Genomic DNA, 25,860 nt, shown 5'->3' on the forward strand with positions numbered 1-25,860 from the left:
ACACAATGAATCTTATCCTAAAAAATATAGCCTATGCAGGATGCCTTTCAGTAGTAAGTATATCAGCAGCCTCTGCCAGCTGGAGCTTGACGCCTAAAAGTAGCGTGGGTTTTAGTATTAATTCATTGGGTTTGACTGTCGTAAAGGGAAGTTTTCAGCAATTCCAAGCCTCGATTCAGTTTGATCCTCAAAAACCACAACAGGCTTCAACTGAATTTACCATGCAGGTAGATAGTCTACAGCTGTCCAAGCCAAGTCTAAAAAATATGATTATGGGTGAAGATCTGTTTGATGCTTCACGTTATAAAACTGTGAATTTTAAAAGTACCCAGTTTAAACCAAATGGAACGAACCGCTATCAGGTATTGGGTAATTTGAGTTTACGGGGTGTGACGCGTCCAGTAGTTTTTGATACCACGCTAACACCAAATAAAACCAACCCGAATTTACTTGATGTGAATTCGAAAACAGTGATTAACCGTTCAGATTTTGGTATGAAAAAAGCCACAGCTGGTGTAGGTGAAAAGGTCAATATTCATCTGATCGGGCAGTGGAAGGCCTCATAATTTAGCTGTTCATTTCTTTAAATGTGGCAGAGCAGTCTAAATTGGAAGGGGATAATTTAAATGTTGCTCTGCCTGTTCTAGAATAGTTTGGGTGAGTTGTTGTAAAGCTGGTGACTGCTGTTTCCAGTGATGCCAATACAGTTTCACATCTGTTCTGCATTCTGGAAGGATTTCTAGCAAAGCGTTTTGTTGAAACCGATCTGCAATCTGATAATCCGGCACCAGACCATAACCCAGTCCGGCAAAGACTGCTTCTGCAAAAGTAGTCGAAGAAGAAATAGAGTAAGAAGGATAGCTTTGTTGAGAAAGACCGTAATGAGTCAGTCAAGCTTTACCATGCATGTGATCCTGATCTTTATAAACAATCGCAGGGGCCTTATGCAGAGACTTGCGATGAATGCCTTGACTAAACCATCGCTGAGAAAATGCAGGTGTCGCTACCATTCTATAATGCATAGCGCCAATCAGTTGAGCTTGACAGCCTTTCATGGCTTGTTGCTGTGAACTGATATCTTGATGTACTGATTGCGATGGTAATGTGGGGAATTACAGTATCCTTCATCTTTGTTTGAGTGATAAAAAAATGAGTCTAATTGGGACTCATTTTTTTATATCAAATAGATTTTAAGTTGCTTGGAGTGCTTTTAAATCTTCTAAAACCTGTTCAGCATGCCCCGCTGCTTTTACTTTACGGTATTCCTTCACCAGTTTGCCATTATGGAAAATGAAAGTAGAGCGCTCAATGCCCATAACTTTTTTGCCATACATGTTCTTTTCTTTAATCACGTTAAAGTGAGTGCAGAGTAGTTCTTCTTTATCACTGATCAGGTTGATGCTCAGGTTCTGCTTTTCCGTAAAGTTTTGGTGAGCTTTAACTGAATCGCGTGATACCCCCAGAATTGTTGTATTTAGCGCATCAAACTGGTCTTTTAGACAGGAAAAACCAGCAGCTTGTGTAGTACAGCCTGGGGTGGAGTCTTTTGGATAAAAATAGATGATTAACCACGCTGCATCTAATTGAGTCAAGTTGATTTCACCAGTCGTAGTAGGGAAAACATGGTCAAGCAAGCCGATCTCAGACATAAAAAACTCCATTGCTGTTGTAATTTTCACAAAAAAATAAGCCACATTATAGTGGCTTATTTATGCAAAGAATAATCAGAAATTATTTTTTGGCAGCAGCAGCTTTTTGAGCCTGTTCAGTTAAAGTTTTTAACTTTCCAGTTAACTGTGGACCAAAACATGCCTGCAAATCTTTATTTTGTTTTTGTACAAAAGCTAAAGTTGCTGGACTTTTCTTCTGGTTAATCGTGCTTTGAATTTCCCATTTTTGTGCATTGGTCAATTTACCATCTGCCTCAACCGCACAAGTACAATATTTGCTCACTTCAGCACTGGTCAGCTGTTTGCCTTTACCAGTTTCATCTTTACAAACATTGATCAAAGCAGCTTTAACATTGGTGCTTTTATAAGCATTTTGCAGCTTGCTGTCATCTGCTTGAGCAGTAGTTGCAAACATCGCAGCGGCTGAAACTAAAGCTGAAAGAACAATATTTGATTTAAAATTTTTCATAAACTCTACCTTGTTATTACGGTATATAACGTGTCGGGTCTTCAACACCTGCATCTGCAAAACCTTGTTTACGCAGACGGCAGCTGTCACATGTACCACAGGCACGTCCTTGGTCATCTGCCTGGTAGCAAGATACCGTTTGGCTATAGTCTACGCCATGATCAAGACCTAAGCGAATGATATTTGCTTTGGATAAATGTAACAGAGGTGTTTCAAATTTGAGCGCTTGACCTTCTACACCGACCTTGGTGGCAAGGCGAGCCATATTGGCAAAGGCTTCAATAAATTCAGGACGACAGTCAGGATAACCGGAATAATCGACGGCATTAATTCCGATCACAATTGCTTCTGCACCAAAAACTTCAGCTGCAGCCAGTGCATAAGACAGGAAAATTGTATTGCGTGCTGGGACATACGTCACAGGAATACCTTCCTGAAGTTGGTCTGGCACATCAATACTGTGATCAGTCAGGGCAGAGCCACCGAGGTTGCCTAAGTCAATATTGATGACACGATGTTCCACACCTGCACGACCAGTCAAAGCTCTTGCTGCATCAAGTTCAGTGGTCGAACGCTGGCCATACATAAAACTTAAAGCAATACATTCGTAGCGTGCCTGCGCCCAGGCTAAACACGTGGTTGAGTCTAATCCGCCAGATAACAATACAATGGCACGAGGGCGCATAGCTAAATCTCCAAAATATTTGATAAATAATTAACGACCAGTTTCGTCATTCCATAATAGTTTATGTAACTGTAGCTGGAAGCGAACAGGGAGATGGTCTTCTAAAATCCATTGGGCCAGATCACGTGCCAGCTGTGGCATACGCGCCGTACCTTTTTCAACTTCAAAAGCAGGCGAGAACCAGACCGTACTGACTTTTTCATTCAACTGGTACTGTTCAACCTGCTGTTTGGACCATTCATAATCTTCACGATTACAGATTACGAACTTGATCTGATCGTGCTGGGTTAAATGGTCGAGATTGGAAAGCAAATTTCGTGCAACTTCACCCGAAGTTGGCGTTTTCAAGTCTAATACTTTTGATACACGAGGGTCTACCTTAGACACATCCAGCGCACCGCTGGTTTCCAAGGAGACTTCACAGCCTGCATCGGCCAGGCGCTGCATTAAAGGCAAGGCATTCGGCTGCACCAGTGGTTCACCACCAGTCACGCAGATATAAGGTGTCTTAAAATCGAGTGTGGTTTGAATGATTTCTTCTAAAGATTTACGCTCACCACCTTCGAAAGAATAAGTGGTATCGCAATAGGTACAACGTAAAGGACAACCGGTTAGACGGATAAAGACCGTTGGCAGACCTGCAGTATTGGCTTCACCCTGTAATGAATAAAAGATCTCCGTGATGCGTAAACCCGCAGACGGATCAGAAACAGGGATAGCAGAAGATCGAAGCGTACTCATAACAAAATTAACCAGGGAAGAAAGAACAATGTATAAAAATAAAAATCCCTACGATCATTGCTGACCGTAGAGACGAAGAGCGACTAAAGCTCTGAGGAACATTAAGTTCCTAAAAAGTTAGGACTTAGTCTTCACGCAACAAATCGTTCAGGCTAGTTTTCGCACGTGTTTTCGCGTCAACTTTTTTCACGATCACAGCAGCGTACAGGCTGTATTTACCGCATTTAGAAGGAAGGCTGCCAGATACAACGACTGAACCAGCAGGTACACGGCCGTAGTGGATTTCGCCAGTTTCACGGTCATAAATCTTGGTAGATTGACCAATGAATACGCCCATAGAAATCACAGAGCCTTCTTCTACGATTACGCCTTCTACGATTTCAGAACGTGCACCGATAAAGCAGTTGTCTTCGATAATGGTTGGGTTTGCTTGAAGTGGCTCAAGAACACCACCAATCCCTACACCACCTGACAGGTGAACATTTTTACCGATTTGCGCACATGAACCTACAGTTGCCCATGTATCAACCATCGTACCTTCATCAACATACGCACCAATGTTCACATAAGAAGGCATCAATACCACGTTTTTCGCCTGGTAAGAACCTTTACGTGCTACAGCAGGTGGTACGACACGTACACCAGCAGCTTTGAACTGTTCTTCAGTCCAGTCACCAAATTTAGTATCTACTTTGTCATAAAAGCGAAGATCGCATGCTTCCATTGGTTTGTTGTCATTCAGTTTGAAAGACAACAGTACAGCTTTCTTAATCCATTGATGAACGACCCATTCACCATCGATTTTTTCAGCTACACGTAGAGAGCCATTGTCCAGGCCAGCAATTACTTCCTCAACTGCTTGACGAACTTCAGCAGGACAATCCGCTGCTGTGAAATTCGCACGGTCTTCAAACGCTTGTTCAATGATTGTTGAAAGCTGAGACATGATCTTCCTTCCAGAAAAAAAATTTCCAAGATTTTACACTATATTGAGCAAAGATTAGATGGAAAACACGACTTATATCAAAATTAATTCTTCCGAATTATGGAGAAAATGGATGTGTCAAGTTTCATTCAAAAATTAATGAATATTATCTTTATATAGCTCATGATTTAATCAATAAACAGAAAATTTCCAGTAAAAGCATCTAATTAAGGTGACTGTGCAAAAAACCTCATGAAAATCATATAAAAGGCATCAAATGTATCAAAAGTTTACATAAACTCAGCAAAACTTGAATAAAGAGTGATCATATTGTGAATTAAGATGCAGGCATAACGAAGAGTAAAAACGTTAAAAATAATTTTTTTGAGGAGACATAGATGAAAACTTTTGCTAAATATTTTGCGCTGTCCGTACTTGCTGCGGCAACCACTTCTGTCATGGCCGCTGATGAAGTCATTGTAACCGATGAAGGCGTTGCTGAATTCTCTTTCTTTAAGCCAGCATCTGTACGTGCTGAAGTCGGTACTACTGGTTACGGTGGTGCAATCTCCTGGAGTGTAAACCCATACGTAGGTTTAACCTTGGGTTATAACGGTGGTGACATTTCTTGGACCGATGATTTATCAATTGACGGTTCGAAATATGACTTAGATATGGATAATAATTTAACCTACTTGAATGCTGAAATTCGTCCTTGGGCAAACTGGTTCTATATGGCTGCAGGTGTAGCATATATTGATAATGATTATGATATTACTCGTCGTGTAGGTGCTGGTGAAAGCTTCAGTGTTAATGATGTTCCATTTGAAGCAGGTCCTGGAGGTGCACGTATTGATGGTCAATTATCTTACAAAAATAATATTGCCCCATATGTAGGTATTGGTTTCTCTCCTGCAATTACTAACCGTTGGGGATTGTTTGGTGAGATCGGTGCTTACTATAACGGTAATCCAACAGTCAACTTAACATCTTCAGGTTCGGCTACAAGTGAAGATGGGATAGTTGCTGATTTTGCCGATCAAGTAGAACGTGAAGAACGTAATATTCGTGAAGACAATAAATATGAATGGTTACCAGTAGCTAAACTGGGTGTAAGCTTCCGCTTCTAATTATTTGATTTAATAAAAAAACGAGCTTCGGCTCGTTTTTTTATATCTATCAAGTTATTAAATTAATTTAAGTGTTTAATCATACTTCAATAAATCAGGCTAAAAGTCCATAAGGTTCTTAATTTTTAAATATTCTTCTGAAGCTCAATTATGCCTGTATTTCAAACATACTTAGTTGAAACAAGCATAAAAAAGAGGCTAAAAAGCCTCATTCCATTTATTTAGATTTTATAAATTAGTCATCCGGATAAGCTACTTTTTTTAGTGCTCGAATGTCTGCATCTGGAGAGCAAAGCGAGATAAATTCGTAGCCATAACCACGTAATAAATGGCCTTTACGTACAGCAATCCATGTGGTATTTACACCAAAAATATCAGTTTTAATCTGTTTTAAGCGATAATCACGTTCTGGGTCGTATGCCACATCATTGACAATACCGACCCCCATATTCAGCTCTACATAAGTTTTGATTACGTCGGCATCTAGGGCGGACATTACGATATCCACATCAAAACCTGCTTCTTCAAAAGCGGTATCGATTTTAGAACGGCCTGTAAAACCACCGTGATAAGTGATGATCGGATAATTCGCCAGATCTTCAATACGGATATTATCTTTCTTGGTTAATGGGTGGTTTTGAGGCGTAATAATGCTGTGTTGCCAGTTATAGTACGGCACACTGGCCAGGTTATCTTCAGTAGTTAAGGCTTCAGTCGCAATCCCGATGTCTGCTTCACCTTGTAGCAGCATTTCAGTAATTTCAACCGGACTGGCCTGTTGCAGAATCAGATGAACTTTTGGAAATTCTTTTTTGAACTGATTCACGATCGGCGGTAATACATAACGTGCCTGGGTATGCGTTGTCGCAATGGTCAATGTCCCTTCATCAACCTTGTTAAAGTCATCTGCCAGACGTTTGATATTGTCAGCATCGACCAGCATGCGCTCCACAATTCCGAGCAGTGCCTGACCTGGTTCAGTCAGACCGAGTAGACGCTTACCTTTACGGATGAACAACTGTACACCAAGTTCATCTTCCAGGTCTTTAATATGCTTACTCACACCCGATTGTGAGGTATACAGTGCTGCAGAAGCTTCAGTTAAATTAAATTTTTGACGAACAGTTTCTCGAATAATTCTTAATTGTTGGAAATTCATTTTCTATATACCCTATAAGCGGATGGGGCTGAAATGGCCCCATCTGAATGTTTCTTAAGCAACCTGATTTGCAAATAAATGCAGGTTAAGTGGACTTAACCATACGGTCTGATTTGGTCGGAATTGATGCGCTCGCGCTTCTTCAGGCGTCAGTGAAATTTCAATCAGGTTACCCTGACGGTCATTCAGTTCTGCAACGACTTTACCGGCAATCCATAATTCACGAATGAAAGTCGCCTGAATTGCATTCTCTTGTGGCTGAGCGGAGATACGCAATTCATCAGGGCGGGCGAATACAATCACGTCACCTTGTGGATGTTTTTGAGCTCCCTCAAATTGGATACGATCTTCACCCAACTGAATAATGCCACCATTATTCTGACCTTCGAAACGGTTGGCTTGACCAAGGAAGTCGAACACGAATGGCGTTTTCGGGGTTTCATATACTTCACGTGGTGAACCAATCTGTTCGACATTCCCTTTGTTCATCACCACAATTTGATCTGCAACTTCCAGTGCTTCTTCCTGGTCGTGCGTCACGAAGATAGAAGTGATATGCAGCTCATCATGCAGGGTACGTAACCAGCGACGCAGTTCTTTACGCACTTTGGCATCTAGCGCACCAAAAGGTTCATCTAGTAGTAGTACGCGTGGTTCAACCGCTAGGGCACGCGCAAGCGCAATACGCTGACGCTGACCACCAGATAATTGAGCAGGGTAGCGATCTGCCAGAAAGCCCAGTTGAACCAGATCCAGTAAACGGGTAACACGTTTCTTGATTTCAGTCTCTGATGGACGGGTTGAACGTGGGCGAACACGTAAACCGAATGCCACATTGTCATACACTGTCATATGACGGAACAGCGCATAGTGCTGGAAGACAAAACCGACTTCACGTTCACGCACATGGACGTTGGTTGCATCCTGACCTTCCAGAATGACCTGACCACCATCTGCAGATTCAAGACCAGCGATAATACGCAGCAGGGTGGTTTTACCACAGCCTGAAGGACCCAAAAGAGCTACTAACTGGCCATCCGGGAAATCCAGGGAAATATTATTCAGTGCATGGAATGCACCAAAGTGTTTTTCAATATTTTTAACTTGAATACTCATGTGGGCATTCCTTAAGAAACTGTTAAATCGTCATTACGTTTGTTTTGTTTTTCCTGGCGCATTTCTACCCAGGTTTTAAGCACCAGGGTCACAATTGCGAGGAGAGCCAGGAGCGAAGACACAGCAAACGCAGCACTAAAGGTATATTCGTTATAGAGAATTTCGACATGTAGCGGCAAAGTATTGGTTTCACCGCGGATATGACCGGATACTACCGATACCGCGCCGAACTCACCCATGGCACGTGCATTACACAGAATCACACCATAGATTAGACCCCATTTAATATTTGGCAGGGTCACTTTCCAGAAGGTTTTCCAGCCTGATGCACCGAGTACAATTGCAGCTTCTTCCTCTTCAGTGCCTTGAGCTTCCATTAAAGGAATCAATTCACGCGCTACGAAAGGTACCGTAATAAAGATGGTGGCCAAAACAATTGCGGGTACGGCGTACAGGATCTTAATGTCATTATCCATTAACCAGCTACCCATCCAGCCTTGGGTACCGAAAATCAGCACCAGCATCATACCGGCGATGACTGGGGATACCGAGAAAGGTATATCGATAATCGTGGTCAGAATGGACTTGCCCGGGAAGTTAAACTTCGCCACTGACCAGGCAGCCGCCACACCAAATACCACGTTTAACGGTACTGCAATTGCAGCAGTTAATAGCGTTAGTTTCACCGCAGATAATGTGTCTGGATGAACCAGTGCCTGAGTATATACGCCGACGCCTTGCTTAAATGCTTCAACAAAGACCAATACCAGTGGCAGAATCAGGCAGCTTAAAAAGAAGATTAGCGCAATTGTGAGTAGGGTATAACGTATCCATTTTGGCTCGCGAGTTGCATCACGGGATTGCAGCTTTTCAGCAAGTGCATTGCTGTTGGTATTTAAACTCATCGTGCAGTTCTCCCTGTGCGACGGCTAGCCCAAGCTTGTAACAAGTTAATCAGGAACAGCATCACAAATGAAATCAATAGCATCACGACAGCAATCGTGGTTGCACCCGCATAGTCATATTCTTCCAGACGCGAGATAATCATGAGTGGAGCAATTTCCGTTTTAAACGGCTGGTTACCGGCAATAAAGATGACCGAACCGTATTCACCCACGCCACGTGCAAATGCCAGGGCAAAGCCTGTAATCAATGCGGGTAGCAGAATCGGGAAAATTATTTTGGTCACGATTTGGAAGCGGTTTGCCCCGAGCGCAGAAGCAGCTTCCTCAAGTTCAGTTTCCAGATCAGACAGTACTGGCTGAACCGTACGCACCACAAAAGGAATCCCAATAAAGATCAGCGCCAAGGTAATACCTATCGGGGTATAAGCCACTTGAATACCTATTGGTTCCAGATACTGACCGATCCAGCCTGTAGGTGCATACAGTGAAGTTAATGCAATACCGGCTACGGCAGTTGGCAGGGCAAATGGTAAATCTACCAGAGCATCAATAATACGTTTACCTGGGAAGCTATAACGTACCAGACACCAAGCCAGTAACAGACCAAAAACAACATTGATCAGGGCTGCGATAATGGCGGCACTAAAACTCAGCTGAAGTGATTTGAGAATACGTTCAGAGCTCAGGATTTCCCATAAGCCATCCCAGCCAATGCCAAGCGATTTAATAAATACGGCAGACAGCGGAATAAGAACGATTAATGACAAATACGCTAGGGTAAAGCCTAGAGATAGACCAAATCCTGGCAGCACTCGGGATCGCTGCGACATGATTACTCCTCAAAAGAGAGAATGCTGATTGAAGACAACCAGCGAATATTAAAAATGAAATTTGCGACAAGCATAATTTGCAACATCTAAAATGCAAATTTAAAAAAATACTTGCCTTCATCAGCATTACTGATATGTTGCATCGACATCTCTGAATTCAGGTATTGTTTAATTTCAGGGAAGGGGCCAAAGCCCGAAGCAACATTGACATGACCGACGGCGCCCAGATTAACCGGCTGGATTTTCCAGGATCTGGCAAAAGCATGTGCATCTTCAAAACTCAGCCAAGGATCATTTTCACTGATCAGCATGATGGTCGGAACCTGAAGCTTGAGCTGATGGAAATAAGCGCTGTAATCTGTTTGGCTATCACGTGCAAAGCCATTTTCACTAAAACGGGCTGGGTTGGCCGGAGCCACCAGAACCAGTTTTTTAATTTTTCGACAAAGTTCTGGATGCTGGTCAAGTGCTGCAAGACTGGTCAGGCAGCCAAAGCTGTGCGCTACGATTTCAATATCATCTTCAATTTGCTGTACAGATTTGACAAACTGCGCTACCCAGCTACTCAGTACCGGATGATTCCAGTTTTGCTGTTGAACACGGGAGCATTGCATCAGACCACGTTGCAACCAGGATTGCCAGTGATCATGTTCACTGCCACCTACACCTGGAACAATGAGGGTATGTATCATGCGAATGCTCCTTATCTGTTCAATGCGAAACTTATTTTGCTGTATTGGCTTTCACGATTTGATCGAAAATGCCGCCATTTTCAAAGTGAGCCTTTTGCACTTTGTCCCAACCACCAAATTCCTGATCAATAGTCACCAGTTTTAGTGGCTTGAAGACCTGACTGTACTTTGCCAGTACTTTTTCATTGCGTGGGCGGTAGAAGTTACGTGCTGAAATTTCTTGACCTAGTGGTGAGTAGAGGAAGTTCAGGTAACCTTGTGCCAGGTATTTGTTGCCTTTTTTCGCTACTGTTTTTTCTACGATCGCAACTGGTGGCTCAGCCAGAATAGACAGAGAAGGCGTGATGATTTCAAACTTGCCGGGTTGTTCACGAAGTGCCAGATGCGCTTCATTTTCCCAAGCCAGTAATACGTCACCGATACCGCGTTCAGCAAATGTCGTTGTTGAACCACGTGCACCTGAATCTAGGACTTTGGTTTGCTTGTAGATTTTGCGAACAAATTCTTGTGCTTTGGCATCATTACCGCCTGGTAGGTGTTTTGCATAAGCCCACGCTGCCAGATAATTCCAACGCGCCCCACCAGAGGTTTTTGGATTTGGTGTAATGATTGCGACATTAGGTTTAACCAGATCGCCCCAATCTTTAATATTCTTTGGATTGCCTTTACGCACCAGGAATACGATGGTTGATGTATAAGGTGTAGAGTTGTGAGGCAATTTTTTTTGCCAATCCGCAGGGAGTAATTTGGCTTTTTCTGCAATAACGTCGATATCAGCAGCCAGTGCTAAGGTCACTACATCAGCTTCCAGACCATCAATCACAGCACGTGCCTGTTTACCAGAACCACCATGTGACTGTTTAAAGTTAATAGTTTGGCCCGTACGGCTTTTCCAGTATTTGCCAAATTCTTTGTTGACGTCTTCATAGAGTTCACGCGTCGGATCATAAGAGACATTCAGAAAATCCCGCGCTGCTACACCAAAAGAAGTTGCTGAAACGACAGCAGCCAAGACCCCAATTTTTAATTTTGTTGTAATGCTCATGTGAACCTCAAACTCTTACACGTTTTGTAACATGAGTGAAGAATAAACTTATTCTTTATGCATAAAAAATAATTAAAAATGAATTTTATATGAAAATAAAAGATAAGTGGATAAGTACGTATCTGAAACAAAAATGGCCTTATTAAATAAGGCCATTAACGCTGCATTTATAAGACTTTATTTTGCACTGTTTGCTTTTACGATCTGGTCAAAGATACCGCCATTGTCAAAGTGTTGCTTCTGAACCTTAGTCCAGCCTCCAAATTCTTTATCAATCGTAACCAGTTTTAGTGATTTAAATACATGACTGTATTGCTTTAACACGGCTGCATTACGAGGACGGTAGAAGTTCTTTGCTGCAACGGCTTGGCCAGCAGGTGAGTACAGATAGTTGAGGTAGGCTTTAGCCAGATTTTCATTACCATCTTTCTTGGCATTCTTTTCTACAATTGCCACAGGTGGTTCAGCCAGAATAGACAGAGAAGGCGTGATGATTTCAAACTTGCCGGGTTGTTCACGAAGTGCCAGATGTGCTTCATTTTCCCAAGCCAGCAATACATCACCAATGCCGCGTTCAGCAAATGTCGTTGTTGCACCACGCGCACCAGAATCCAGTACTTTGGTCTGTTTATAAATCTGGCGAACGAATTCTTGTGCCTTGGCATCATTACCCCCTGGCTGGTGTTTTGCCCATGCCCAAGCTGCCAGGTAGTTCCAGCGCGCGCCACCAGACGTCTTCGGGTTTGGCGTAATGATATCTACACCCGGTTTAACTAGGTCGCCCCAGTCCTTAATGCCTTTCGGATTGCCTTTTTTGACTAAGAAAACAATTGTTGAGGTATATGGTGTCGAGTTTTGCGGGAATTTCTTCTGCCAGTCTGCCGGTAACAGGCCACGTTTAGCAATTTCATCAATATCTGCTGCCAGAGCCAGTGTAACGACATCTGCATCCAGACCATCAATCACGGCACGTGCCTGTTTGCCTGAACCGCCATGTGACTGTTTAAAATTAATATCTTGGCCAGTAGATTTTTTCCAGTAAGCACTGAATTCTTTGTTAAAGTTGTCGTACAATTCGCGAGTTGGGTCATAGGATACATTTAAAAAATCCTTTGCAGACACACTAAATGCAGTCGCTGAAATCAGTGCTGCAAGTACCCCAATTTTTAATTTATGGACGTTCATATTTGCCTCAAGTGTTTTTGGTTTTTGTTGGATGGGGCAAGAATAGCTGGAGTTTTTTTACATAAAAAATAATTAAAAAAGAATTTTATGTGAGTAAAACAGATATGTGGATGCAGTATAGCTTTGTATGCTGTGACATCGACCTGAGAGGTGGGAAATCATGCTGTGTTTTAAAAATGCACAACAAGTCAATCAGATAGATTTGCTTGATCGCGCCTTTCATTATGGCGATGGCTGCTTTACGACAGCCCGGATTCGCAATAACCGTATTGAACTGCAGGAACGGCATTTATCACGCCTGCATATAAGCAGTCAGAAAATGCAGCTACAAGCGGATTTAAGCCTGATTGATGCAACCTTAGAACAATTACGTGAATTAACTTCTAGCTTAAACGGCACCTTGAAAATTATTCTGAGTCGGGGCATTGGCCAGCGCGGCTATAGCTTGCCAGACCATCCAGCAGATGTTTGGCTGTATTACTATCCGCAAATGCTTCATGAGCATCACTTTGAGCAGATTGAAAGTGGTGTCTTAAATACTGCACTTGGTCTGTGTATGCCGCAATTAGTCGGCTTAAAAACACTGAATCGTTTAGAGCAGATCATGCTCAAACAGGAAGCAGATCAGCAGGGCTGGAGCGAAGCACTGGTTTGTGATGTGCAGGGTGAAATTGTTGAAGGGGTGAGCAGTAATTGTTTTTTAAGGATAAACAACACGTGGATTACTCCGGAACTTCGCTATAATGGCGTTACCGGGGTAATGCGTGCCGAGATTCTGGAACGTATGTTGCAGCAAGGCATTATGTGTGAACAGCGCAGTCTGGATTTGAATGAAATTTCTTCTATTCAGAGTCTATTCTTCTGCAACGCACTGAGCCCTATGAAAATTGTTACTCAATTTGAACAAAAAACACTGGATACAGAAGTCTGTATTGAGTTATTTCATCGTCTTCATTTACATCAGATCATTTAAAATATGTCCGCCAGCAAATCCACACGAAAAAAGAAAAATAAAGCGAAATCAGCTTTTCCACTTAAAGGTGTATTGGTCGTTGTCCTGGGTCTTGTATTGATCTTGGCCGTGATTCTCAAAAGCAGCCTGTTTAGAGATTATCCGGTTGAAGGTAAAAAACAGATGCTGGCGATCAGTGCTGGGGATACCTATTCTGGCTTTATTGACCGTCTGGCGAAAGAAGGTCATGTCAGCTTTCCGATCCTTTTGAAAGTTTATCAGCGTTTTATCATTCATGACACGATGAAAGCAGGTGTTTATGAAGTACGCGATGGCATGAGTATCCGTCAAGTGCTGGAAATGATTTCCAATTCGGAAAATGCCCAGATGAACCGTATTCTGGTGATTGAAGGTACCACTTTCAAACAGCTGATCGATACTTTAAAGAAAGATGATTTAGTCACGAAAGAAGTAGTAAATCTGCCAACTGATCAATTGTTGAAAGAGTTAAATATTCCGTTTGATCATCCTGAGGGTTTATTTGCACCGAATACCTATTTCTTTGCCAAAGGTGAAACCGACCGTAAGATTCTGACAGATTTGTATCGTCATCAGATGCAGTCTTTAGATGAGGCTTGGAAAAACCGTGCCAGTGATTTGCCTTATCAGAATAAATATGAAGCACTAATCATGGCCTCGATTATTGAAAAAGAAACCAGTCTGGATAGCGAACTGGAGCAGGTGTCTGGTGTATTTGTACGCCGTCTGAAAATGGGGATGCGCTTGCAAACTGACCCGACCGTAATTTATGGCATGGGAGATAAATATCAAGGCAATATTACCCGTCAGGATCTGCGTACACCGACAGCATATAACACCTATACCATTTCAGGCTTGCCGCCAACACCAATTGCCCTGCCGAGCAAAAAAGCGATTGAAGCAGCGATGCATCCAGATAATTCACAAAATATTTACTTTGTTGCAACGGGTAATGGTGGGCATAAGTTCAGCACGAATCTACAAGATCACAATAGAGCAGTGCAGGAATATCTCACTGTTTTACGTTCAAAAAATTAAGGAGTGAGCATGTTTATCAGCTTTGAAGGCACTGAAGGTGTAGGGAAAACCACGCTCATTCGTCGTATCTATGATGATTTTGTTGCACAGGGTAAAGAAGTGGTGTTGACCCGTGAACCGGGTGGCACGCCAATGGCTGAACAAATCCGTTCACTGTTACTGGCGGTGAATCATGAAGAAGCCATGTGTAATGACACTGAACTGTTATTGATGTATGCCGCACGCGCGCAGCATTTAGCAGAGGTTATTCTGCCTGCGCTCGAGGCAGGTAAGATAGTCTTGTGTGACCGTTTTACTGATGCCAGTTTTGCCTATCAATGTGCAGGGCGTGGACTCAGTGAAGCCAAGCTGAATTTGCTGAATGATAATTTCGTGACACGTATGCCAGATGTCACTTTCTGGCTGGATGCGCCAATTGAACTCGGCATGAACCGTGCCCGTGAACGTGGTGCGCTGGATCGTTTTGAACAGGAGAAAGTCTCTTTCTTTGAGAAAGTAAGAAGCGGTTATGAAACTTTGTGGCAGCGTCATCCGCAACGTATGAAGCGTCTCGATGCGACTCAAACTCCAGAGCAGGTTTTCGCTCAAGCCATGGCAGAATTACAGGTGGTCTGAGCAGTCAGATTAAAACCAGTTCAATTCTTTAAAAAATCTTCTATATTGTTTTCAATATGGAAGATTTTTTATGAAAAGTACACTTGAACAGATCCAGCAGTTTTTAGAAGTAGAATTTCCGCAAAGCCTTGAGCATTGTGAGGTCATTAATGTACAGCCTCAAACCTCAACTGTTCGTTACCGTGTGAGTGATAGCCAGTTGCGTCCAGGTGGTACGATTTCTGGGCCAACCATAATGACGATCGCGGACTTTGGTTTGTATGTCGCAATTTTAGGAGAGATTGGTCTGGTGGGATTAGCTGTTACCACCAATATCAATATTAATTTTTTGCGTAAGCCGGATGGACAGCGTGATCTGATTGGAAAATGTCGCCTGATAAAAGTTGGAAAAGCGCTTATTGTCGGGGAAGTTTGGGTCTATTCAGAAGGTATGGAAGAACCTGTTGCACATGTCACCGGAACTTATGCGATTCCGCCTAAATCAGTATCTTAATCACATAAAATAAAAGAACTATATTTTTTTTATAATGATAAAATAAATAAATTCAATTGGTTGTGATTTAATTATTATTTATATAGCTGATTTGGGAGCGGCGATACAAAAGCTGGCCCTGTGCAAATAATGAGGCATAATTTGTGGGAAGATTGAAAGAGGCAATGGCAACTGCAGATCATGAAGTTAGCAGCTAATTCAACAGAAGCTACATCCACTTTCGAAAAAAAACTGCTAGAGAGACTTAATGAGCATTATTCACATTAGACGGCAGGCCGTAGTTGCGCTTATACTCAAGTGATGAGTTCAGATCTATCTAAAAATCTTGAAAGCTGCAATCAAGATATGTAGCAAATAAAAAACCGGATCATGAGATCCGGTTTTTTACACTTAAGTATTTAAACTTCTGCTGCATTCACCAATGGTTGTTCCACTTTAAAACTTGGTGGAATCAGTACGGTTTTGCGTAACTCAGATAACTGTTCCGGATAGTCCAAAGTATAGTGCAGACCACGGGATTCTTTACGTTGCATGGCACAGCGCACAATCATCTCCGATACCAGCACCAGATTACGCAGTTCTATCAGGTTTTTGCTGACCTGATAATCCTGATAATATTCGGTAATTTCTTTTTTCAGCATTTCAATCCGGTGTAAGGCACGTTCCAGACGCTTGGTGGTACGGACAATGCCTACATAGTTCCACATGGTCTGACGCAGCTCATCCCAGTTTTGCAGAATCACTACATCTTCATCCGGGTTCGTTACCTGGGAATCATCCCAAGCTGGGACTTCAGGTACGGATTGATCCACTTTAAAATTTTCCTGAATATGCTTGGCTGCACTCATGCCATAAACAAAGCATTCCAGCAGTGAATTACTGGCCATACGATTCGCGCCATGCAGACCGGTATAAGACGTCTCCCCAATAGCATATAGACCAGCAATATCAGTCTGACTATTCTCATCAACCACTACACCGCCACAGGTATAGTGTGCTGCTGGTACGACCGGAATCATTTCCTTGGTGATATCAATTCCCAGTTCTAATAGGCGTGCATACAGCGTCGGGAAGTGCTCTTTAATAAAGCCTTCATCTTTATGGGTAATGTCCAGCCATACATGACGGATCCCCAAGCGTTTAATTTCATAGTCAATGGCACGCGCCACGATGTCGCGCGGTGCCAGTTCAGCACGTTCATCAAAACGCAGCATGAAACGTTCACCATCCGGTAGACGCAAGTATGCTCCTTCACCACGCATGGCTTCAGTAATCAGGAATGAACGCGCTTGCGGGTGGTATAAACAGGTCGGATGAAACTGGTTAAACTCCATATTGGCGACACGGCAGCCGGCACGATAAGCCATCGCAATACCGTCACCAGTGGCAATATCTGGATTGGAGGTATAAAGATACGCCTTCATTGCACCACCACAGGCTAGGGCAGTAAATGGTGCTAGGAAAGTATGTACCTGTTCGGTGTGTTCATCCAATGCATACAGGCCGAGTGCCCGGTTTTCACCTGCATGACCAAGCTTTTTGGAGCAGATCAGATCAATCGCAATATAATTTTCAAAGATATGAATATTCTGCTTTTCTTGAGCGCGCTGTACCAAAGTAGTGGAAATTGCACGTCCTGTAGCATCTGCTGCGTGAATAATACGGCGCTGAGAATGGCCCCCTTCACGAGTCAAATGCAGTTGTTCCTGTTCATCTAGTGTGAACTGCACGCCATGCTTAAGCAGGAAATCGACTGAAGGCTTGCCACCTTCAACGGTCTGCTTGACTGCATCCATTTCACACAATTGTGCCCCGGCAATCATGGTGTCATCGATATGCTGCTCGAGAGAATCCATTTCATCAAGTACAGCTGCCACACCCCCCTGGGCATAAAATGTACTCGCATCCGTAAGCGTTGATTTGGCTAAAACTGCAATATTAAAATGTTCTGGTAAAGATAAGGCTAAACTTAAGCCGGCGCCGCCGCTGCCCACAATAATCACATCAAAATGATGTGTCGTGTGTAAATTAGACATGACTATTCAGCTAACTGAAAAAAAGTCCGGCTATCACAGCGCTTTTTTGTACAAAAGGCAAGCATTTATCTACCCATAAATTTATGAAAAAAAGTAATGAAAGCTGAAACTTAAGTCTTTAAAAATGGCATAATATCAGCAAGTAGAATAAGAACATTTCGTTACTTAAATTTTGTATAGTTTATGATAAAACTAATTTAAATAGGTTTATCAGTCATTTGAGTGAATAAATATATGAAAATCTTGGATGTTAAACACGGAATATTTGCAGCAACGTTAACAATGACAGCATTGCAGGCGGGGGCTGCCACTCCAGTTGATTTTTCAAATCTGGTTGCACAAGTCAGTCCGGCAGTGGTGAGTGTCAATGTTGTTAAAAAAATGTCCGAAGAAGAGCTATTACAACAACAAATTCCAGATATTTTGCGCCGTTTCTTTGGTAATCAGGTCATTATTCCTCAGCCACGTGCGCCTCAAGAAAAAACAGGGTATGGCAGCGCCTTCTTTATCAGTAAAGACGGCTATTTGCTGACTAATCACCATGTGATTGAAAATGCATCCAAGGTGACCATTACCTTAAATGACCGTCGTGAAATTGATGCGACAGTTGTAGGTAGCGATGAACGTACTGACGTGGCTTTACTGAAGGTCAATGGTGCAGGTTTCCCGGAATTACGCACGGGAGATGTGGGGCGTTTACGTGTCGGTGAGCCTGTACTCGCCATCGGTTCACCATTTGGTTTTGACTATTCGGCTTCTGCCGGAATTGTCAGCGCCAAGATGCGTAATATGATGGGTGAAACTGCAGTGCCATTCATTCAGACTGACGTAGCTTTAAACCCGGGGAATTCTGGTGGGCCGCTGTTTAACCAGCAGGGTGAAGTAGTCGGGGTGAATTCACGTATCTTTAGTGGAACTGGCGGTTATATGGGTTTGTCATTCTCCATTCCCATTGATGTCGCAATGGAAGTGGCAGACCAGTTGAAACGCAATGGTAAAGTTACCCGTTCTTATCTGGGCGTAAGCTTGCAAGATATTGACCGTAATCTGGCAGAATCTTATAAGCTGTCTAAGCCGGAAGGTTCATTGGTAACCCAGATTGCACCCAACTCGCCAGCGGCCAAAGCAGGCTTACAGGCGGGAGATGTCATTCTTAAATATAACGGGACTGATATTTCTCGTACCAGTGAATTGTTGAATTACTTAAACCGTTCTGCACCAAAACAGCAGATCCAGTTAGAAGTCTTGCGTGATGACAAACGCCGTAATATCAATGCCACTTTAAGTGCAGCACCGGACGATACCCCAGCGAATGCCAGCAATCAGGCGCAACCAAACAAAGGACCAGTCATCGGGGTCACTATTCGTAACCTGACACCAAATGAAATGAGTAGTTTAGACATCAAAGGTGGTGTAGTGATTCAGGATGTGCGTCCAGGTGGAGTTGCGGCACAAGCACGTATCATGCCGAATGATGTGGTGACCAATATTAATGGCAAGACTGTTCTGAACAGCAACCAGTTTGTAGAAACTGTATCTGAATTAAACAAAGGCAGCGTCGCGCGGGTAACACTTATCCGTCAAGGACAGCGCGTGATCGTGGGCATGCGAGTCTCATAAACGCATCATTGGTTGGTAAAAACCGTCTGAACTCAGGCGGTTTTTTAATATTTGGCAATTTACCCTGCAAATAAAATCTGTAGACTCTAAGTCGCTATATGATCTAAAGGATAAGAAACGCGTGAAGGGTATTTTTGACCTGAAGTTAACAGTAAAACCAGAACATATTGATATCTTGGGGCATGTAAATAATGTGGTCTATGTGCAGTGGATGCAGGATGTTGCAACCGCGCATATTGAACAGATCGGTTTGGGTCTAGAGCAGTACCTGGAACTAAAGCATGCTATGGTCGCAGTTGAGCATCAAGTGCAATATCGTAAGGCAGCATTTGAAGGTGATGAGCTGATTTTGCGTACTTGGTTAAATGATATCAATGCACTCTATTCATTCCGCCAATATGCCTTCTATCGTCCGGCAGATCAGAACCTAATCTTTACAGGGAGTACGCAATGGGCCTGTGTGGAAATTGCCACTGGTCGTCCGAAGCGGATGTCACCGACATTTACCCAAGCGTATCAACCCTTATTAGCAGATATCAATCCTTTGGATTTTAGTCAGTTGTATCTGACAGATTAAATATCAGCAATGAAGAAGACTTAAATGTGGTTGTATGTATTTAATGACAATCGCTCTGATATTGCAAAAACTTGGTCAGAGCGATTTCATGGCAAACAAAGTAGTGGAATGAGCGACGAAAATATAATTCTTTTTCTGTAACTGCATTCTGCTATAATCCTCGGCAATTTCTATTCGGCTTTTGTTGTGCAATCCCTTTATATTGCATGGCGCGTTTTTTTCTCAAGGTAGCCCATGGCGCAAGCTAAAAAATCTGTTGATATTAAAAACATTCGTAACTTCTCGATTATTGCGCATATTGACCACGGTAAATCGACCCTGGCGGATCGATTTATTCAAACCTGTGGTGGTTTGCAGGATCGTGAAATGCAGGCTCAGGTTCTCGATTCTATGGAACTTGAACGCGAACGTGGGATTACCATTAAAGCGGCATCGGTGACCTTGTACTACACACACCCGAATGGTCAGGAATATCAGCTGAACTTCATTGATACCCCGGGACACGTAGACTTCTCTTATGAAGTATCGCGTTCGCTTGCTGCGTGTGAAGGTGCATTGCTGGTTGTAGATGCAGCACAGGGCGTGGAAGCACAGTCTGTTGCAAACTGCTATACCGCAATTGAGCAAGGTTTGGAAGTATTGCCAGTTCTGAACAAGATTGACTTGCCGCAGGCTGAACCTGAGCGTGTAATTCAGGAAATTGAAGATATCATTGGTATTGAAGCCACTGAAGCACCGACCTGTTCTGCAAAAACAGGCCTGGGTATTGAAGGTGTGCTGGAAACTCTGGTGAATGTGATTCCTGCGCCAACAGGTGACCGTGATGCACCGCTGCAAGCATTGATTATCGACTCATGGTTCGATAACTACCTGGGCGTTGTGTCTTTAGTTCGTGTGAAACAGGGTCGTGTACGTAAAGGCGACAAGATGTTGATGAAATCAACTGGTCAGACGCACATCATTACTTCAGTGGGTATCTTCAATCCAAAGCATACCGAAACCGATATTCTTGAAGCGGGTGAAGTAGGTTTTGTGATTGCGGGCATTAAAGACATCTTTGGTGCGCCAGTCGGTGATACGATCACACTTGCCTCTACTCCAGATGTTGAAGTATTGCCAGGTTTCAAGAAGGTAAAACCTCAGGTTTATGCAGGTCTGTTCCCGATTGATGCCAGTGACTTTGAACCTTTCCGTGAAGCGCTGCAAAAATTACAGATTAACGACTCTGCCTTGTTCTTTGAACCTGAAAGTTCAGATGCACTTGGTTTTGGTTTCCGTTGTGGCTTCTTGGGTATGCTGCATATGGAGATCGTACAGGAGCGTTTAGAACGTGAATACGATCTGGATCTGATTTCATCTGCACCGACTGTAATTTATGAAGCGGTGATGAAAAATGGTCAAACCATCTATGTCGACAGTCCATCAAAAATGCCAGACGGTTCAACAGTAGAAGACCTGCGTGAACCGATTGCAGAATGTCATATCTTAGTACCACAAGAATATCTGGGTAATGTGATGACCTTGTGTGTTGAGCGCCGTGGCGTGCAAAAAGACATGAAGTTCATGAGTAATCAGGTATCCATTACCTTTGAAATTCCGATGGCTGAAGTGGTCATGGATTTCTTCGACAAACTGAAGTCTTGCTCACGCGGTTTTGCCTCACTGGACTATAACTTTGTGCGCTTTGAAAGTTCATCATTGGTTAAAGTTGATGTCCTGATCAATGGTGACAAAGTGGATGCCTTGGCGATGATCTGTCACCGTCAGGATGCACGTCACCGTGGTATTGCCCTGGTTGAAAAAATGAAAGACCTGATTCCACGTCAAATGTTTGATGTCGCGATTCAGGCAGCCATTGGTGCACAAATTATTGCCCGTTCTACTGTAAAAGCGATGCGTAAAAACGTATTGGCGAAGTGTTATGGTGGTGACGTGTCACGTAAGAAAAAACTTCTGTCTAAACAGAAAGAAGGTAAGAAACGTATGAAACAGGTGGGTAGCGTAGAAATCCCACAGGAAGCGTTCTTAGCCGTATTAAAAGTCGAACGCTAAAATAATAAGGATATAAGCCCATGGATTTTGATTTTAATTTAATTCTTGTTCCTGCCACGCTGTTTTTTATTGCAATATGGCTGCTTGATAAGTTTGTTCTGAAACAACGACAGACCAAAGGCAAGGGCAATGAAAATTTTATCATTACCTGGGCATATGACTTCTGGCCAGTGCTGACCGTTGTGCTGGTTCTGCGTTCATTCTTGTATGAGCCTTTTAATATTCCATCTGATTCCATGGTGCCCACCCTGGAAACAGGTGACTTCATTCTGGTCAATAAATTTGATTATGGTGTGCGTCTGCCCATCATAAATAGCAAAATTATTGATACTGGAAGTCCAGAACGTGGTGAAGTGGCGGTATTCCGTTATCCACCACAACCTGGCATTAGCTATATCAAACGTATTGTAGGTTTACCGGGTGATCATATTGTTTATGATCATGGTCAATTGATTATTAATGGTGAAAAAGTCACTAAAGTTCCTGTTGAATTTAGCCGTGAAAAAGACCGTTTAGATACGCCTGAATCAATTTATCACAAAGAGACTTTAGGTAAGCATACCTTTACTATGCGTGAGCTTGAAGGGGTAAATGTGGCGCGTCAGGCACCATTTATCAACTTTGTGGAAAATGGTAAATATTCAGGTGAAAATGGTTTATATTGGGAAGTAAAAGTTCCAGAAGGTCAGTACTTTGCGATGGGGGATAATCGTGATCAAAGTGCTGACAGTCGCTTCTGGGGATTTGTTCCGGAAGAAAATTTAACCGGTCGCGCATTCTATGTATGGATGCATAAAGAACCAGGTTTTAAATTACCTTCGTTTAGCCGAAACGGAACAATTGACTAATTTATTGTTTCAATTGGGAAAATAAAAATGAGACATCAACAAGGTGCATCGTATATTGCAATATTGTTTGCAATTATGGGGTTTGCTTTTCTGGCAAAAATCGCAATTGCGGTATGGGGACCGTATTTCGATGACCGCCTAGTAGATAGCCAGATTGAGGAGCTACTAAAAACAGCTCCTGCAAATATCACGCCGGAGAAATTTAATTCGGAACTGTCTAAGCGTTTAGAGATGAATAATATTCGCGATTTTGACATTAAGCAGAATGTTATTCTCGACAATGCGCAAGCGATGGTCGTAAGAAAGAATTATGAAGTTCGCAAGAATTTTCTAATGAATATCGATTTAGTGATGAAGTTTGAGAAAGAGTTTGATCAAAGCACAGTCAAAGCTAAATGATGAACGTCTTGCCAAGCGGATCGGCTATCAGTTTAAACAGGCTGATTTGCTGAAACTGGCATTGACCCATCGTTCAGTCAGTCATAAACACAACTACGAGCGCCTGGAATTTCTGGGCGATTCGCTTTTAGGGATGATCATTGCCAATTATCTCTTCACTGCTTATCCACACGAAAATGAAGGCCGTTTAACGCGTATGCGTGCGACTCTGGTTCGTCAGGAAGCATTAGGAAAAATCGCCAATGATTTAAAGCTGAGCCAGAATTTAATTCTCAGTACCGGTGAATTGAAATCTGGTGGTCATCATCGTGAGTCTATACTGGCAGATACGGTAGAAGCCATTATTGGTGCGATCTATGTCGATTGCGGTGATCTCACCGTGTTAGAGCCGATTGTGTTAAAATGGTACGAACCGTATTTAGACCATATTGAGCCGACCGATCAGCTTAAAGACCCTAAATCTCGCTTACAAGAGTATTTACAAGCACGTAAGAAACCTCTCCCAGTTTATGAGGTTGTAGATATTCAAGGGGATGCCCCAAACCAGCATTTCAAAGTGGAGTGCCGGATTGAGGACTTACCTATCCTGATCGGCGAGGGTTCAAGTCGCCGTTTTGCTGAACAAGCAGTTGCAGCAGAAATTTTAAAACTATTGGAGCATAAGTCTTAATGACTACTCATTCCGATCACATCGATGCTGATCACGAGTCGCAAAGCGACAGCAATGACTTAATTAGTCAATTTTTTAGCGAACAAGGCACTGAAATCCCTTCGGATTACCGCAGTGGTTTTGTTGCGATTGTTGGTCGTCCAAACGTGGGTAAATCAACCTTGATGAATCATATTTTGGGACAGAAACTTTCGATTACTTCACGTAAGCCACAAACCACACGTCACAAGATTGTGGGTATTGATTCACGTGAGAAATCTCAGGCAGTATTTGTGGATACTCCAGGGATGCACAAGAAAGAAGTACGTGCCATCAATAAAATGATGAACCGCGCTGCGCATTCTGCATTGCGTGATGTGAACCTGGTTTTATTTGTTGTTGATGCAGATAAGTGGACGCCAAACGACGACCTGGTTTTGGAAAAGCTGAAAAATGCGGATATGCCGGTCATTCTGGTGATCAATAAGATTGATACACTAGAAAATAAAAACCATGCATTACCTTTGATTCAAGAACGTGCCAAGCTGATGAACTTTGCTGAAATCGTACCGGTTTCTGCGCTTCGTGGTGCTAACCTTGAGCATCTGCGTACAACGATTGCTAACTATCTACCGTTCCAGCCACCGTTATATTCACTGGATCAGCTGACTGACCGTTCAGAGCGCTTCTTGGCATCTGAAATTATCCGTGAAAAGATCATGCGTCAGTTGGGCGAAGAGCTGCCATACGACTTAACTGTTCAGATCGAATCCTTTAAAACGGAAGAGCCGACCTTGAATGAGAAAACCGGTCGCATGAAACCAGCATGTACCTATATCGATGCGACGATTTTCGTTGATCGCCCTGGCCAGAAAGCCATTGTGATTGGTGAAAAAGGCTCTAAGTTGAAAAAAATTGGCATGGATGCACGTGTCGATATGGAAAAAATGTTCGAACAGAAAATCATGCTGACACTTTGGGTGAAAGTCAAAGGTGGCTGGTCTGATGATGAAAGAGCATTAAAAAGCTTAGGTTATAGCGATATTTAATTTTACAGGAACGGATCATGATGAAATTGCTGGCAATTACTGCATGTGTTTTATTCTTGCAGGGTTGTATTCATAAAGTTGTGACCGTTCCAGTGAAAGTTGCTTATAAAACTACAAAAGTCGCAGTCAAAGGTACTGCGGCTGTTGTGGGTGCAGTGATCCCTGATGGGGATGACGAAGAAGATGATAAAAAATCAAAAAAGAATAAAGATTAAAGAAACAGCCTATGCGTAATGAAATGCTGCATGGATACCTGATTCATCACCGAAAATATCGTGATCGCAGCCATATTGTGCATTTATTTACCCAGGAATACGGCCGTATCGATGGGATTTTAAGACAGACGCCACCACCACAATATCAGCCAATCAGCTTGCAAGCGTCTGGTAAATCTGAACTCAAAAATTTTACGAAGCTTGAAATTGTCAATCAGCCCATTTTCTTTTTTGGAGATGCATTCTTTTCAGGATTTTATCTGAACGAGATTCTGCTGCGACTCTGCCCACTCGAAGTAGAAATGCCGCAGACTTATGCGAAATATGGCGAAACTCTAGTAGCTTTGCAGCAGCTTTCTACGCAAAGTGATCCGAATACCTATCTCAAGCAGATCTTGCGCCAGTTTGAGCATGTTTTGCTGGAAGAACTCGGCTATGGTCTGGACTTTTCAGTCGATGCAAATCAGGTAGTTATCGCTCCTCAACAGCATTACTATTTTCAGCTCAATGATGGTTTCATGCCCTCTGCCAAAGCCTCACGTTCAACCATGTCGGGACAGCAGATTTTAACTATGTTGAGCTATGAAAACGGTATGGATTTTAATCCAGAACAGTTACAATTATTGACGAAGCTTTATCGACAGGTCATCACTGCCTTACTTGGTGATCGGCCACTCAAAAGTCGGCAATTGTGGATACAAAATTCTCAATCTCAATCGTAGTTAG

30 protein-coding genes are annotated in these 25,860 nt (G+C 42.8%); 15 read left to right on the top strand and 15 right to left on the bottom strand.

Annotated elements, in window-relative coordinates; translation table 11 throughout:
* Positions 1-5: 5 nt before the first annotated feature.
* On the top strand, positions 6-566 hold the full coding sequence (locus B3D47_RS08790; RefSeq protein WP_004892218.1) for a YceI family protein: 561 nt from the start codon (positions 6-8) through the stop codon (positions 564-566).
* Between the two features lie 36 nt (positions 567-602).
* On the opposite strand, the gene B3D47_RS08795 is transcribed toward B3D47_RS08790, so the two are convergent.
* From B3D47_RS08795 to dapD, 7 genes are all read right to left on the bottom strand, one after another.
* Positions 603-890, bottom strand: coding sequence for a LysR substrate-binding domain-containing protein (locus tag B3D47_RS08795; RefSeq protein ID WP_081400759.1), 288 nt, complete (start codon positions 888-890; stop codon positions 603-605).
* Positions 891-1,055, bottom strand: a complete 165-nt coding sequence (locus B3D47_RS08800) for a hypothetical protein (protein WP_004892221.1) — start codon at positions 1,053-1,055, stop codon at positions 891-893.
* A gap of 135 nt (positions 1,056-1,190) precedes the next feature.
* Positions 1,191-1,649, bottom strand: a complete 459-nt coding sequence (locus tag B3D47_RS08805) for a peroxiredoxin (RefSeq protein WP_004892223.1) — start codon at positions 1,647-1,649, stop codon at positions 1,191-1,193.
* A gap of 82 nt (positions 1,650-1,731) precedes the next feature.
* Entirely contained in the window at positions 1,732-2,139 is a 408-nt protein-coding gene (locus B3D47_RS08810) for a hypothetical protein (RefSeq protein WP_004892225.1), read from the bottom strand.
* A gap of 16 nt (positions 2,140-2,155) precedes the next feature.
* Complete coding sequence (gene queC / locus B3D47_RS08815; RefSeq protein WP_004815160.1) at positions 2,156-2,824, bottom strand: 7-cyano-7-deazaguanine synthase QueC; 669 nt, start codon at positions 2,822-2,824, stop codon at positions 2,156-2,158.
* 30 nt (positions 2,825-2,854) lie between these two features.
* Complete coding sequence (gene queE / locus B3D47_RS08820; protein WP_004892230.1) at positions 2,855-3,565, bottom strand: 7-carboxy-7-deazaguanine synthase QueE; 711 nt, start codon at positions 3,563-3,565, stop codon at positions 2,855-2,857.
* Positions 3,566-3,689: 124 nt separating this feature from the next.
* Entirely contained in the window at positions 3,690-4,511 is an 822-nt protein-coding gene (gene dapD / locus B3D47_RS08825; RefSeq protein WP_004815162.1) for a 2,3,4,5-tetrahydropyridine-2,6-dicarboxylate N-succinyltransferase, read from the bottom strand.
* A 377-nt stretch (positions 4,512-4,888) separates the two neighbouring features.
* On the opposite strand from dapD, the gene carO reads away from it, so the two are divergent.
* A complete protein-coding gene (carO, locus tag B3D47_RS08830; RefSeq protein WP_004892234.1) occupies positions 4,889-5,620 on the top strand; it encodes an ornithine uptake porin CarO in 732 nt (243 codons plus the stop codon).
* Positions 5,621-5,855: 235 nt separating this feature from the next.
* Here the strand turns inward: carO and B3D47_RS08835 are convergent, their stop codons facing one another.
* The 7 genes from B3D47_RS08835 to B3D47_RS08865 form a co-directional block, all read right to left on the bottom strand.
* Positions 5,856-6,779 (bottom strand): CysB family HTH-type transcriptional regulator, encoded by a 924-nt coding sequence (locus tag B3D47_RS08835; RefSeq protein WP_004892236.1) that lies wholly within the window; start codon positions 6,777-6,779, stop codon positions 5,856-5,858.
* Between the two features lie 54 nt (positions 6,780-6,833).
* Positions 6,834-7,895, bottom strand: a complete 1,062-nt coding sequence (locus B3D47_RS08840; protein WP_004892238.1) for a sulfate/molybdate ABC transporter ATP-binding protein — start codon at positions 7,893-7,895, stop codon at positions 6,834-6,836.
* 11 nt (positions 7,896-7,906) lie between these two features.
* Positions 7,907-8,800 carry a sulfate ABC transporter permease subunit CysW gene (cysW, locus tag B3D47_RS08845; protein ID WP_286861462.1) on the bottom strand — a complete coding sequence of 298 codons (894 nt, stop codon included), beginning with the start codon at positions 8,798-8,800 and terminating at the stop codon, positions 7,907-7,909.
* Positions 8,797-9,630: a sulfate ABC transporter permease subunit CysT gene (gene cysT / locus B3D47_RS08850; RefSeq protein ID WP_004815168.1), complete on the bottom strand. Its 834-nt coding sequence runs from the start codon at positions 9,628-9,630 to the stop codon at positions 8,797-8,799. Before cysT ends, cysW begins: the two co-directional genes overlap by 4 nt.
* Positions 9,631-9,716: 86 nt before the next feature.
* Entirely contained in the window at positions 9,717-10,322 is a 606-nt protein-coding gene (locus B3D47_RS08855) for an RBBP9/YdeN family alpha/beta hydrolase (protein WP_180184663.1), read from the bottom strand.
* 31 nt (positions 10,323-10,353) lie between these two features.
* Complete coding sequence (locus tag B3D47_RS08860; protein WP_286861466.1) at positions 10,354-11,367, bottom strand: sulfate ABC transporter substrate-binding protein; 1,014 nt, start codon at positions 11,365-11,367, stop codon at positions 10,354-10,356.
* 177 nt (positions 11,368-11,544) lie between these two features.
* Complete coding sequence (locus B3D47_RS08865; protein WP_004892246.1) at positions 11,545-12,552, bottom strand: sulfate ABC transporter substrate-binding protein; 1,008 nt, start codon at positions 12,550-12,552, stop codon at positions 11,545-11,547.
* A gap of 160 nt (positions 12,553-12,712) precedes the next feature.
* On the opposite strand from B3D47_RS08865, the gene pabC reads away from it, so the two are divergent.
* The 4 genes from pabC to B3D47_RS08885 all read left to right on the top strand — a co-directional run bounded on the left by pabC (position 12,713) and on the right by B3D47_RS08885 (position 15,689).
* On the top strand, positions 12,713-13,525 hold the full coding sequence (gene pabC, locus B3D47_RS08870; protein ID WP_286861467.1) for an aminodeoxychorismate lyase: 813 nt from the start codon (positions 12,713-12,715) through the stop codon (positions 13,523-13,525).
* A gap of 3 nt (positions 13,526-13,528) precedes the next feature.
* Positions 13,529-14,581 (top strand): endolytic transglycosylase MltG, encoded by a 1,053-nt coding sequence (gene mltG / locus B3D47_RS08875; protein ID WP_008307628.1) that lies wholly within the window; start codon positions 13,529-13,531, stop codon positions 14,579-14,581.
* 9 nt (positions 14,582-14,590) lie between these two features.
* Positions 14,591-15,196, top strand: coding sequence for a dTMP kinase (gene tmk, locus B3D47_RS08880; RefSeq protein WP_286861470.1), 606 nt, complete (start codon positions 14,591-14,593; stop codon positions 15,194-15,196).
* 70 nt (positions 15,197-15,266) lie between these two features.
* Entirely contained in the window at positions 15,267-15,689 is a 423-nt protein-coding gene (locus tag B3D47_RS08885; RefSeq protein WP_004892257.1) for a PaaI family thioesterase, read from the top strand.
* A gap of 398 nt (positions 15,690-16,087) precedes the next feature.
* Here B3D47_RS08885 and nadB read toward each other — a convergent pair whose 3' ends face one another.
* The gene (gene nadB, locus B3D47_RS08890) at positions 16,088-17,731 is read right to left on the bottom strand and encodes an L-aspartate oxidase (RefSeq protein WP_180184787.1); all 1,644 of its coding nucleotides are present in this window, start codon (positions 17,729-17,731) and stop codon (positions 16,088-16,090) included.
* Between the two features lie 228 nt (positions 17,732-17,959).
* On the opposite strand from nadB, the gene B3D47_RS08895 reads away from it, so the two are divergent.
* From B3D47_RS08895 to recO, 9 genes are all read left to right on the top strand, one after another.
* The gene (locus tag B3D47_RS08895) at positions 17,960-19,345 is read left to right on the top strand and encodes a Do family serine endopeptidase (RefSeq protein WP_004892260.1); all 1,386 of its coding nucleotides are present in this window, start codon (positions 17,960-17,962) and stop codon (positions 19,343-19,345) included.
* Positions 19,346-19,466: 121 nt separating this feature from the next.
* Positions 19,467-19,922: an acyl-CoA thioesterase gene (locus B3D47_RS08900; protein WP_349679240.1), complete on the top strand. Its 456-nt coding sequence runs from the start codon at positions 19,467-19,469 to the stop codon at positions 19,920-19,922.
* 234 nt (positions 19,923-20,156) lie between these two features.
* Positions 20,157-21,974, top strand: coding sequence for a translation elongation factor 4 (gene lepA / locus B3D47_RS08905; protein WP_004815191.1), 1,818 nt, complete (start codon positions 20,157-20,159; stop codon positions 21,972-21,974).
* A gap of 20 nt (positions 21,975-21,994) precedes the next feature.
* Positions 21,995-22,822, top strand: coding sequence for a signal peptidase I (lepB, locus tag B3D47_RS08910; RefSeq protein ID WP_004815193.1), 828 nt, complete (start codon positions 21,995-21,997; stop codon positions 22,820-22,822).
* Between the two features lie 27 nt (positions 22,823-22,849).
* A complete protein-coding gene (locus tag B3D47_RS08915) occupies positions 22,850-23,221 on the top strand; it encodes a DUF4845 domain-containing protein (RefSeq protein WP_004815195.1) in 372 nt (123 codons plus the stop codon).
* Complete coding sequence (gene rnc / locus B3D47_RS08920) at positions 23,193-23,891, top strand: ribonuclease III (protein ID WP_004815197.1); 699 nt, start codon at positions 23,193-23,195, stop codon at positions 23,889-23,891. Before B3D47_RS08915 ends, rnc begins: the two co-directional genes overlap by 29 nt.
* A complete protein-coding gene (gene era / locus B3D47_RS08925) occupies positions 23,891-24,919 on the top strand; it encodes a GTPase Era (RefSeq protein ID WP_004815199.1) in 1,029 nt (342 codons plus the stop codon). Before rnc ends, era begins: the two co-directional genes overlap by 1 nt.
* A 17-nt stretch (positions 24,920-24,936) precedes the next feature.
* Positions 24,937-25,134 carry an NF038104 family lipoprotein gene (locus B3D47_RS08930; RefSeq protein WP_248602918.1) on the top strand — a complete coding sequence of 66 codons (198 nt, stop codon included), beginning with the start codon at positions 24,937-24,939 and terminating at the stop codon, positions 25,132-25,134.
* Between the two features lie 11 nt (positions 25,135-25,145).
* Complete coding sequence (gene recO / locus B3D47_RS08935) at positions 25,146-25,856, top strand: DNA repair protein RecO (protein ID WP_286861480.1); 711 nt, start codon at positions 25,146-25,148, stop codon at positions 25,854-25,856.
* Positions 25,857-25,860 lie beyond the last annotated feature (4 nt).

Source organism: Acinetobacter sp. UBA3461 (assembly GCF_002381195.1).
In the GTDB taxonomy this organism is placed as follows: domain Bacteria; phylum Pseudomonadota; class Gammaproteobacteria; order Pseudomonadales; family Moraxellaceae; genus Acinetobacter; species Acinetobacter schindleri.

What these genes read in the sequence shown, in the direction of transcription:
- cysW (WP_286861462.1), bottom strand. Translation starts at nt 8,800, where the DNA reads ATGAGTTTAAATACCAACAGCAATGCACTTGCTGAAAAGCTGCAATCC.
- mltG (WP_008307628.1), top strand. Translation starts at nt 13,529, where the DNA reads ATGTCCGCCAGCAAATCCACACGAAAAAAGAAAAATAAAGCGAAATCA.
- B3D47_RS08810 (WP_004892225.1), bottom strand. Translation starts at nt 2,139, where the DNA reads ATGAAAAATTTTAAATCAAATATTGTTCTTTCAGCTTTAGTTTCAGCC.
- B3D47_RS08805 (WP_004892223.1), bottom strand. Translation starts at nt 1,649, where the DNA reads ATGTCTGAGATCGGCTTGCTTGACCATGTTTTCCCTACTACGACTGGT.
- lepA (WP_004815191.1), top strand. Translation starts at nt 20,157, where the DNA reads ATGGCGCAAGCTAAAAAATCTGTTGATATTAAAAACATTCGTAACTTC.
- B3D47_RS08855 (WP_180184663.1), bottom strand. Translation starts at nt 10,322, where the DNA reads ATGATACATACCCTCATTGTTCCAGGTGTAGGTGGCAGTGAACATGAT.
- B3D47_RS08885 (WP_004892257.1), top strand. Translation starts at nt 15,267, where the DNA reads ATGAAAAGTACACTTGAACAGATCCAGCAGTTTTTAGAAGTAGAATTT.
- era (WP_004815199.1), top strand. Translation starts at nt 23,891, where the DNA reads ATGACTACTCATTCCGATCACATCGATGCTGATCACGAGTCGCAAAGC.
- pabC (WP_286861467.1), top strand. Translation starts at nt 12,713, where the DNA reads ATGCTGTGTTTTAAAAATGCACAACAAGTCAATCAGATAGATTTGCTT.
- B3D47_RS08865 (WP_004892246.1), bottom strand. Translation starts at nt 12,552, where the DNA reads ATGAACGTCCATAAATTAAAAATTGGGGTACTTGCAGCACTGATTTCA.
- lepB (WP_004815193.1), top strand. Translation starts at nt 21,995, where the DNA reads ATGGATTTTGATTTTAATTTAATTCTTGTTCCTGCCACGCTGTTTTTT.
- B3D47_RS08860 (WP_286861466.1), bottom strand. Translation starts at nt 11,367, where the DNA reads ATGAGCATTACAACAAAATTAAAAATTGGGGTCTTGGCTGCTGTCGTT.
- B3D47_RS08915 (WP_004815195.1), top strand. Translation starts at nt 22,850, where the DNA reads ATGAGACATCAACAAGGTGCATCGTATATTGCAATATTGTTTGCAATT.
- queC (WP_004815160.1), bottom strand. Translation starts at nt 2,824, where the DNA reads ATGCGCCCTCGTGCCATTGTATTGTTATCTGGCGGATTAGACTCAACC.
- cysT (WP_004815168.1), bottom strand. Translation starts at nt 9,630, where the DNA reads ATGTCGCAGCGATCCCGAGTGCTGCCAGGATTTGGTCTATCTCTAGGC.
- B3D47_RS08790 (WP_004892218.1), top strand. Translation starts at nt 6, where the DNA reads ATGAATCTTATCCTAAAAAATATAGCCTATGCAGGATGCCTTTCAGTA.
- dapD (WP_004815162.1), bottom strand. Translation starts at nt 4,511, where the DNA reads ATGTCTCAGCTTTCAACAATCATTGAACAAGCGTTTGAAGACCGTGCG.
- recO (WP_286861480.1), top strand. Translation starts at nt 25,146, where the DNA reads ATGCGTAATGAAATGCTGCATGGATACCTGATTCATCACCGAAAATAT.
- B3D47_RS08800 (WP_004892221.1), bottom strand. Translation starts at nt 1,055, where the DNA reads ATGAAAGGCTGTCAAGCTCAACTGATTGGCGCTATGCATTATAGAATG.
- queE (WP_004892230.1), bottom strand. Translation starts at nt 3,565, where the DNA reads ATGAGTACGCTTCGATCTTCTGCTATCCCTGTTTCTGATCCGTCTGCG.
- B3D47_RS08930 (WP_248602918.1), top strand. Translation starts at nt 24,937, where the DNA reads ATGATGAAATTGCTGGCAATTACTGCATGTGTTTTATTCTTGCAGGGT.
- B3D47_RS08835 (WP_004892236.1), bottom strand. Translation starts at nt 6,779, where the DNA reads ATGAATTTCCAACAATTAAGAATTATTCGAGAAACTGTTCGTCAAAAA.
- tmk (WP_286861470.1), top strand. Translation starts at nt 14,591, where the DNA reads ATGTTTATCAGCTTTGAAGGCACTGAAGGTGTAGGGAAAACCACGCTC.
- B3D47_RS08895 (WP_004892260.1), top strand. Translation starts at nt 17,960, where the DNA reads ATGAAAATCTTGGATGTTAAACACGGAATATTTGCAGCAACGTTAACA.
- B3D47_RS08840 (WP_004892238.1), bottom strand. Translation starts at nt 7,895, where the DNA reads ATGAGTATTCAAGTTAAAAATATTGAAAAACACTTTGGTGCATTCCAT.
- carO (WP_004892234.1), top strand. Translation starts at nt 4,889, where the DNA reads ATGAAAACTTTTGCTAAATATTTTGCGCTGTCCGTACTTGCTGCGGCA.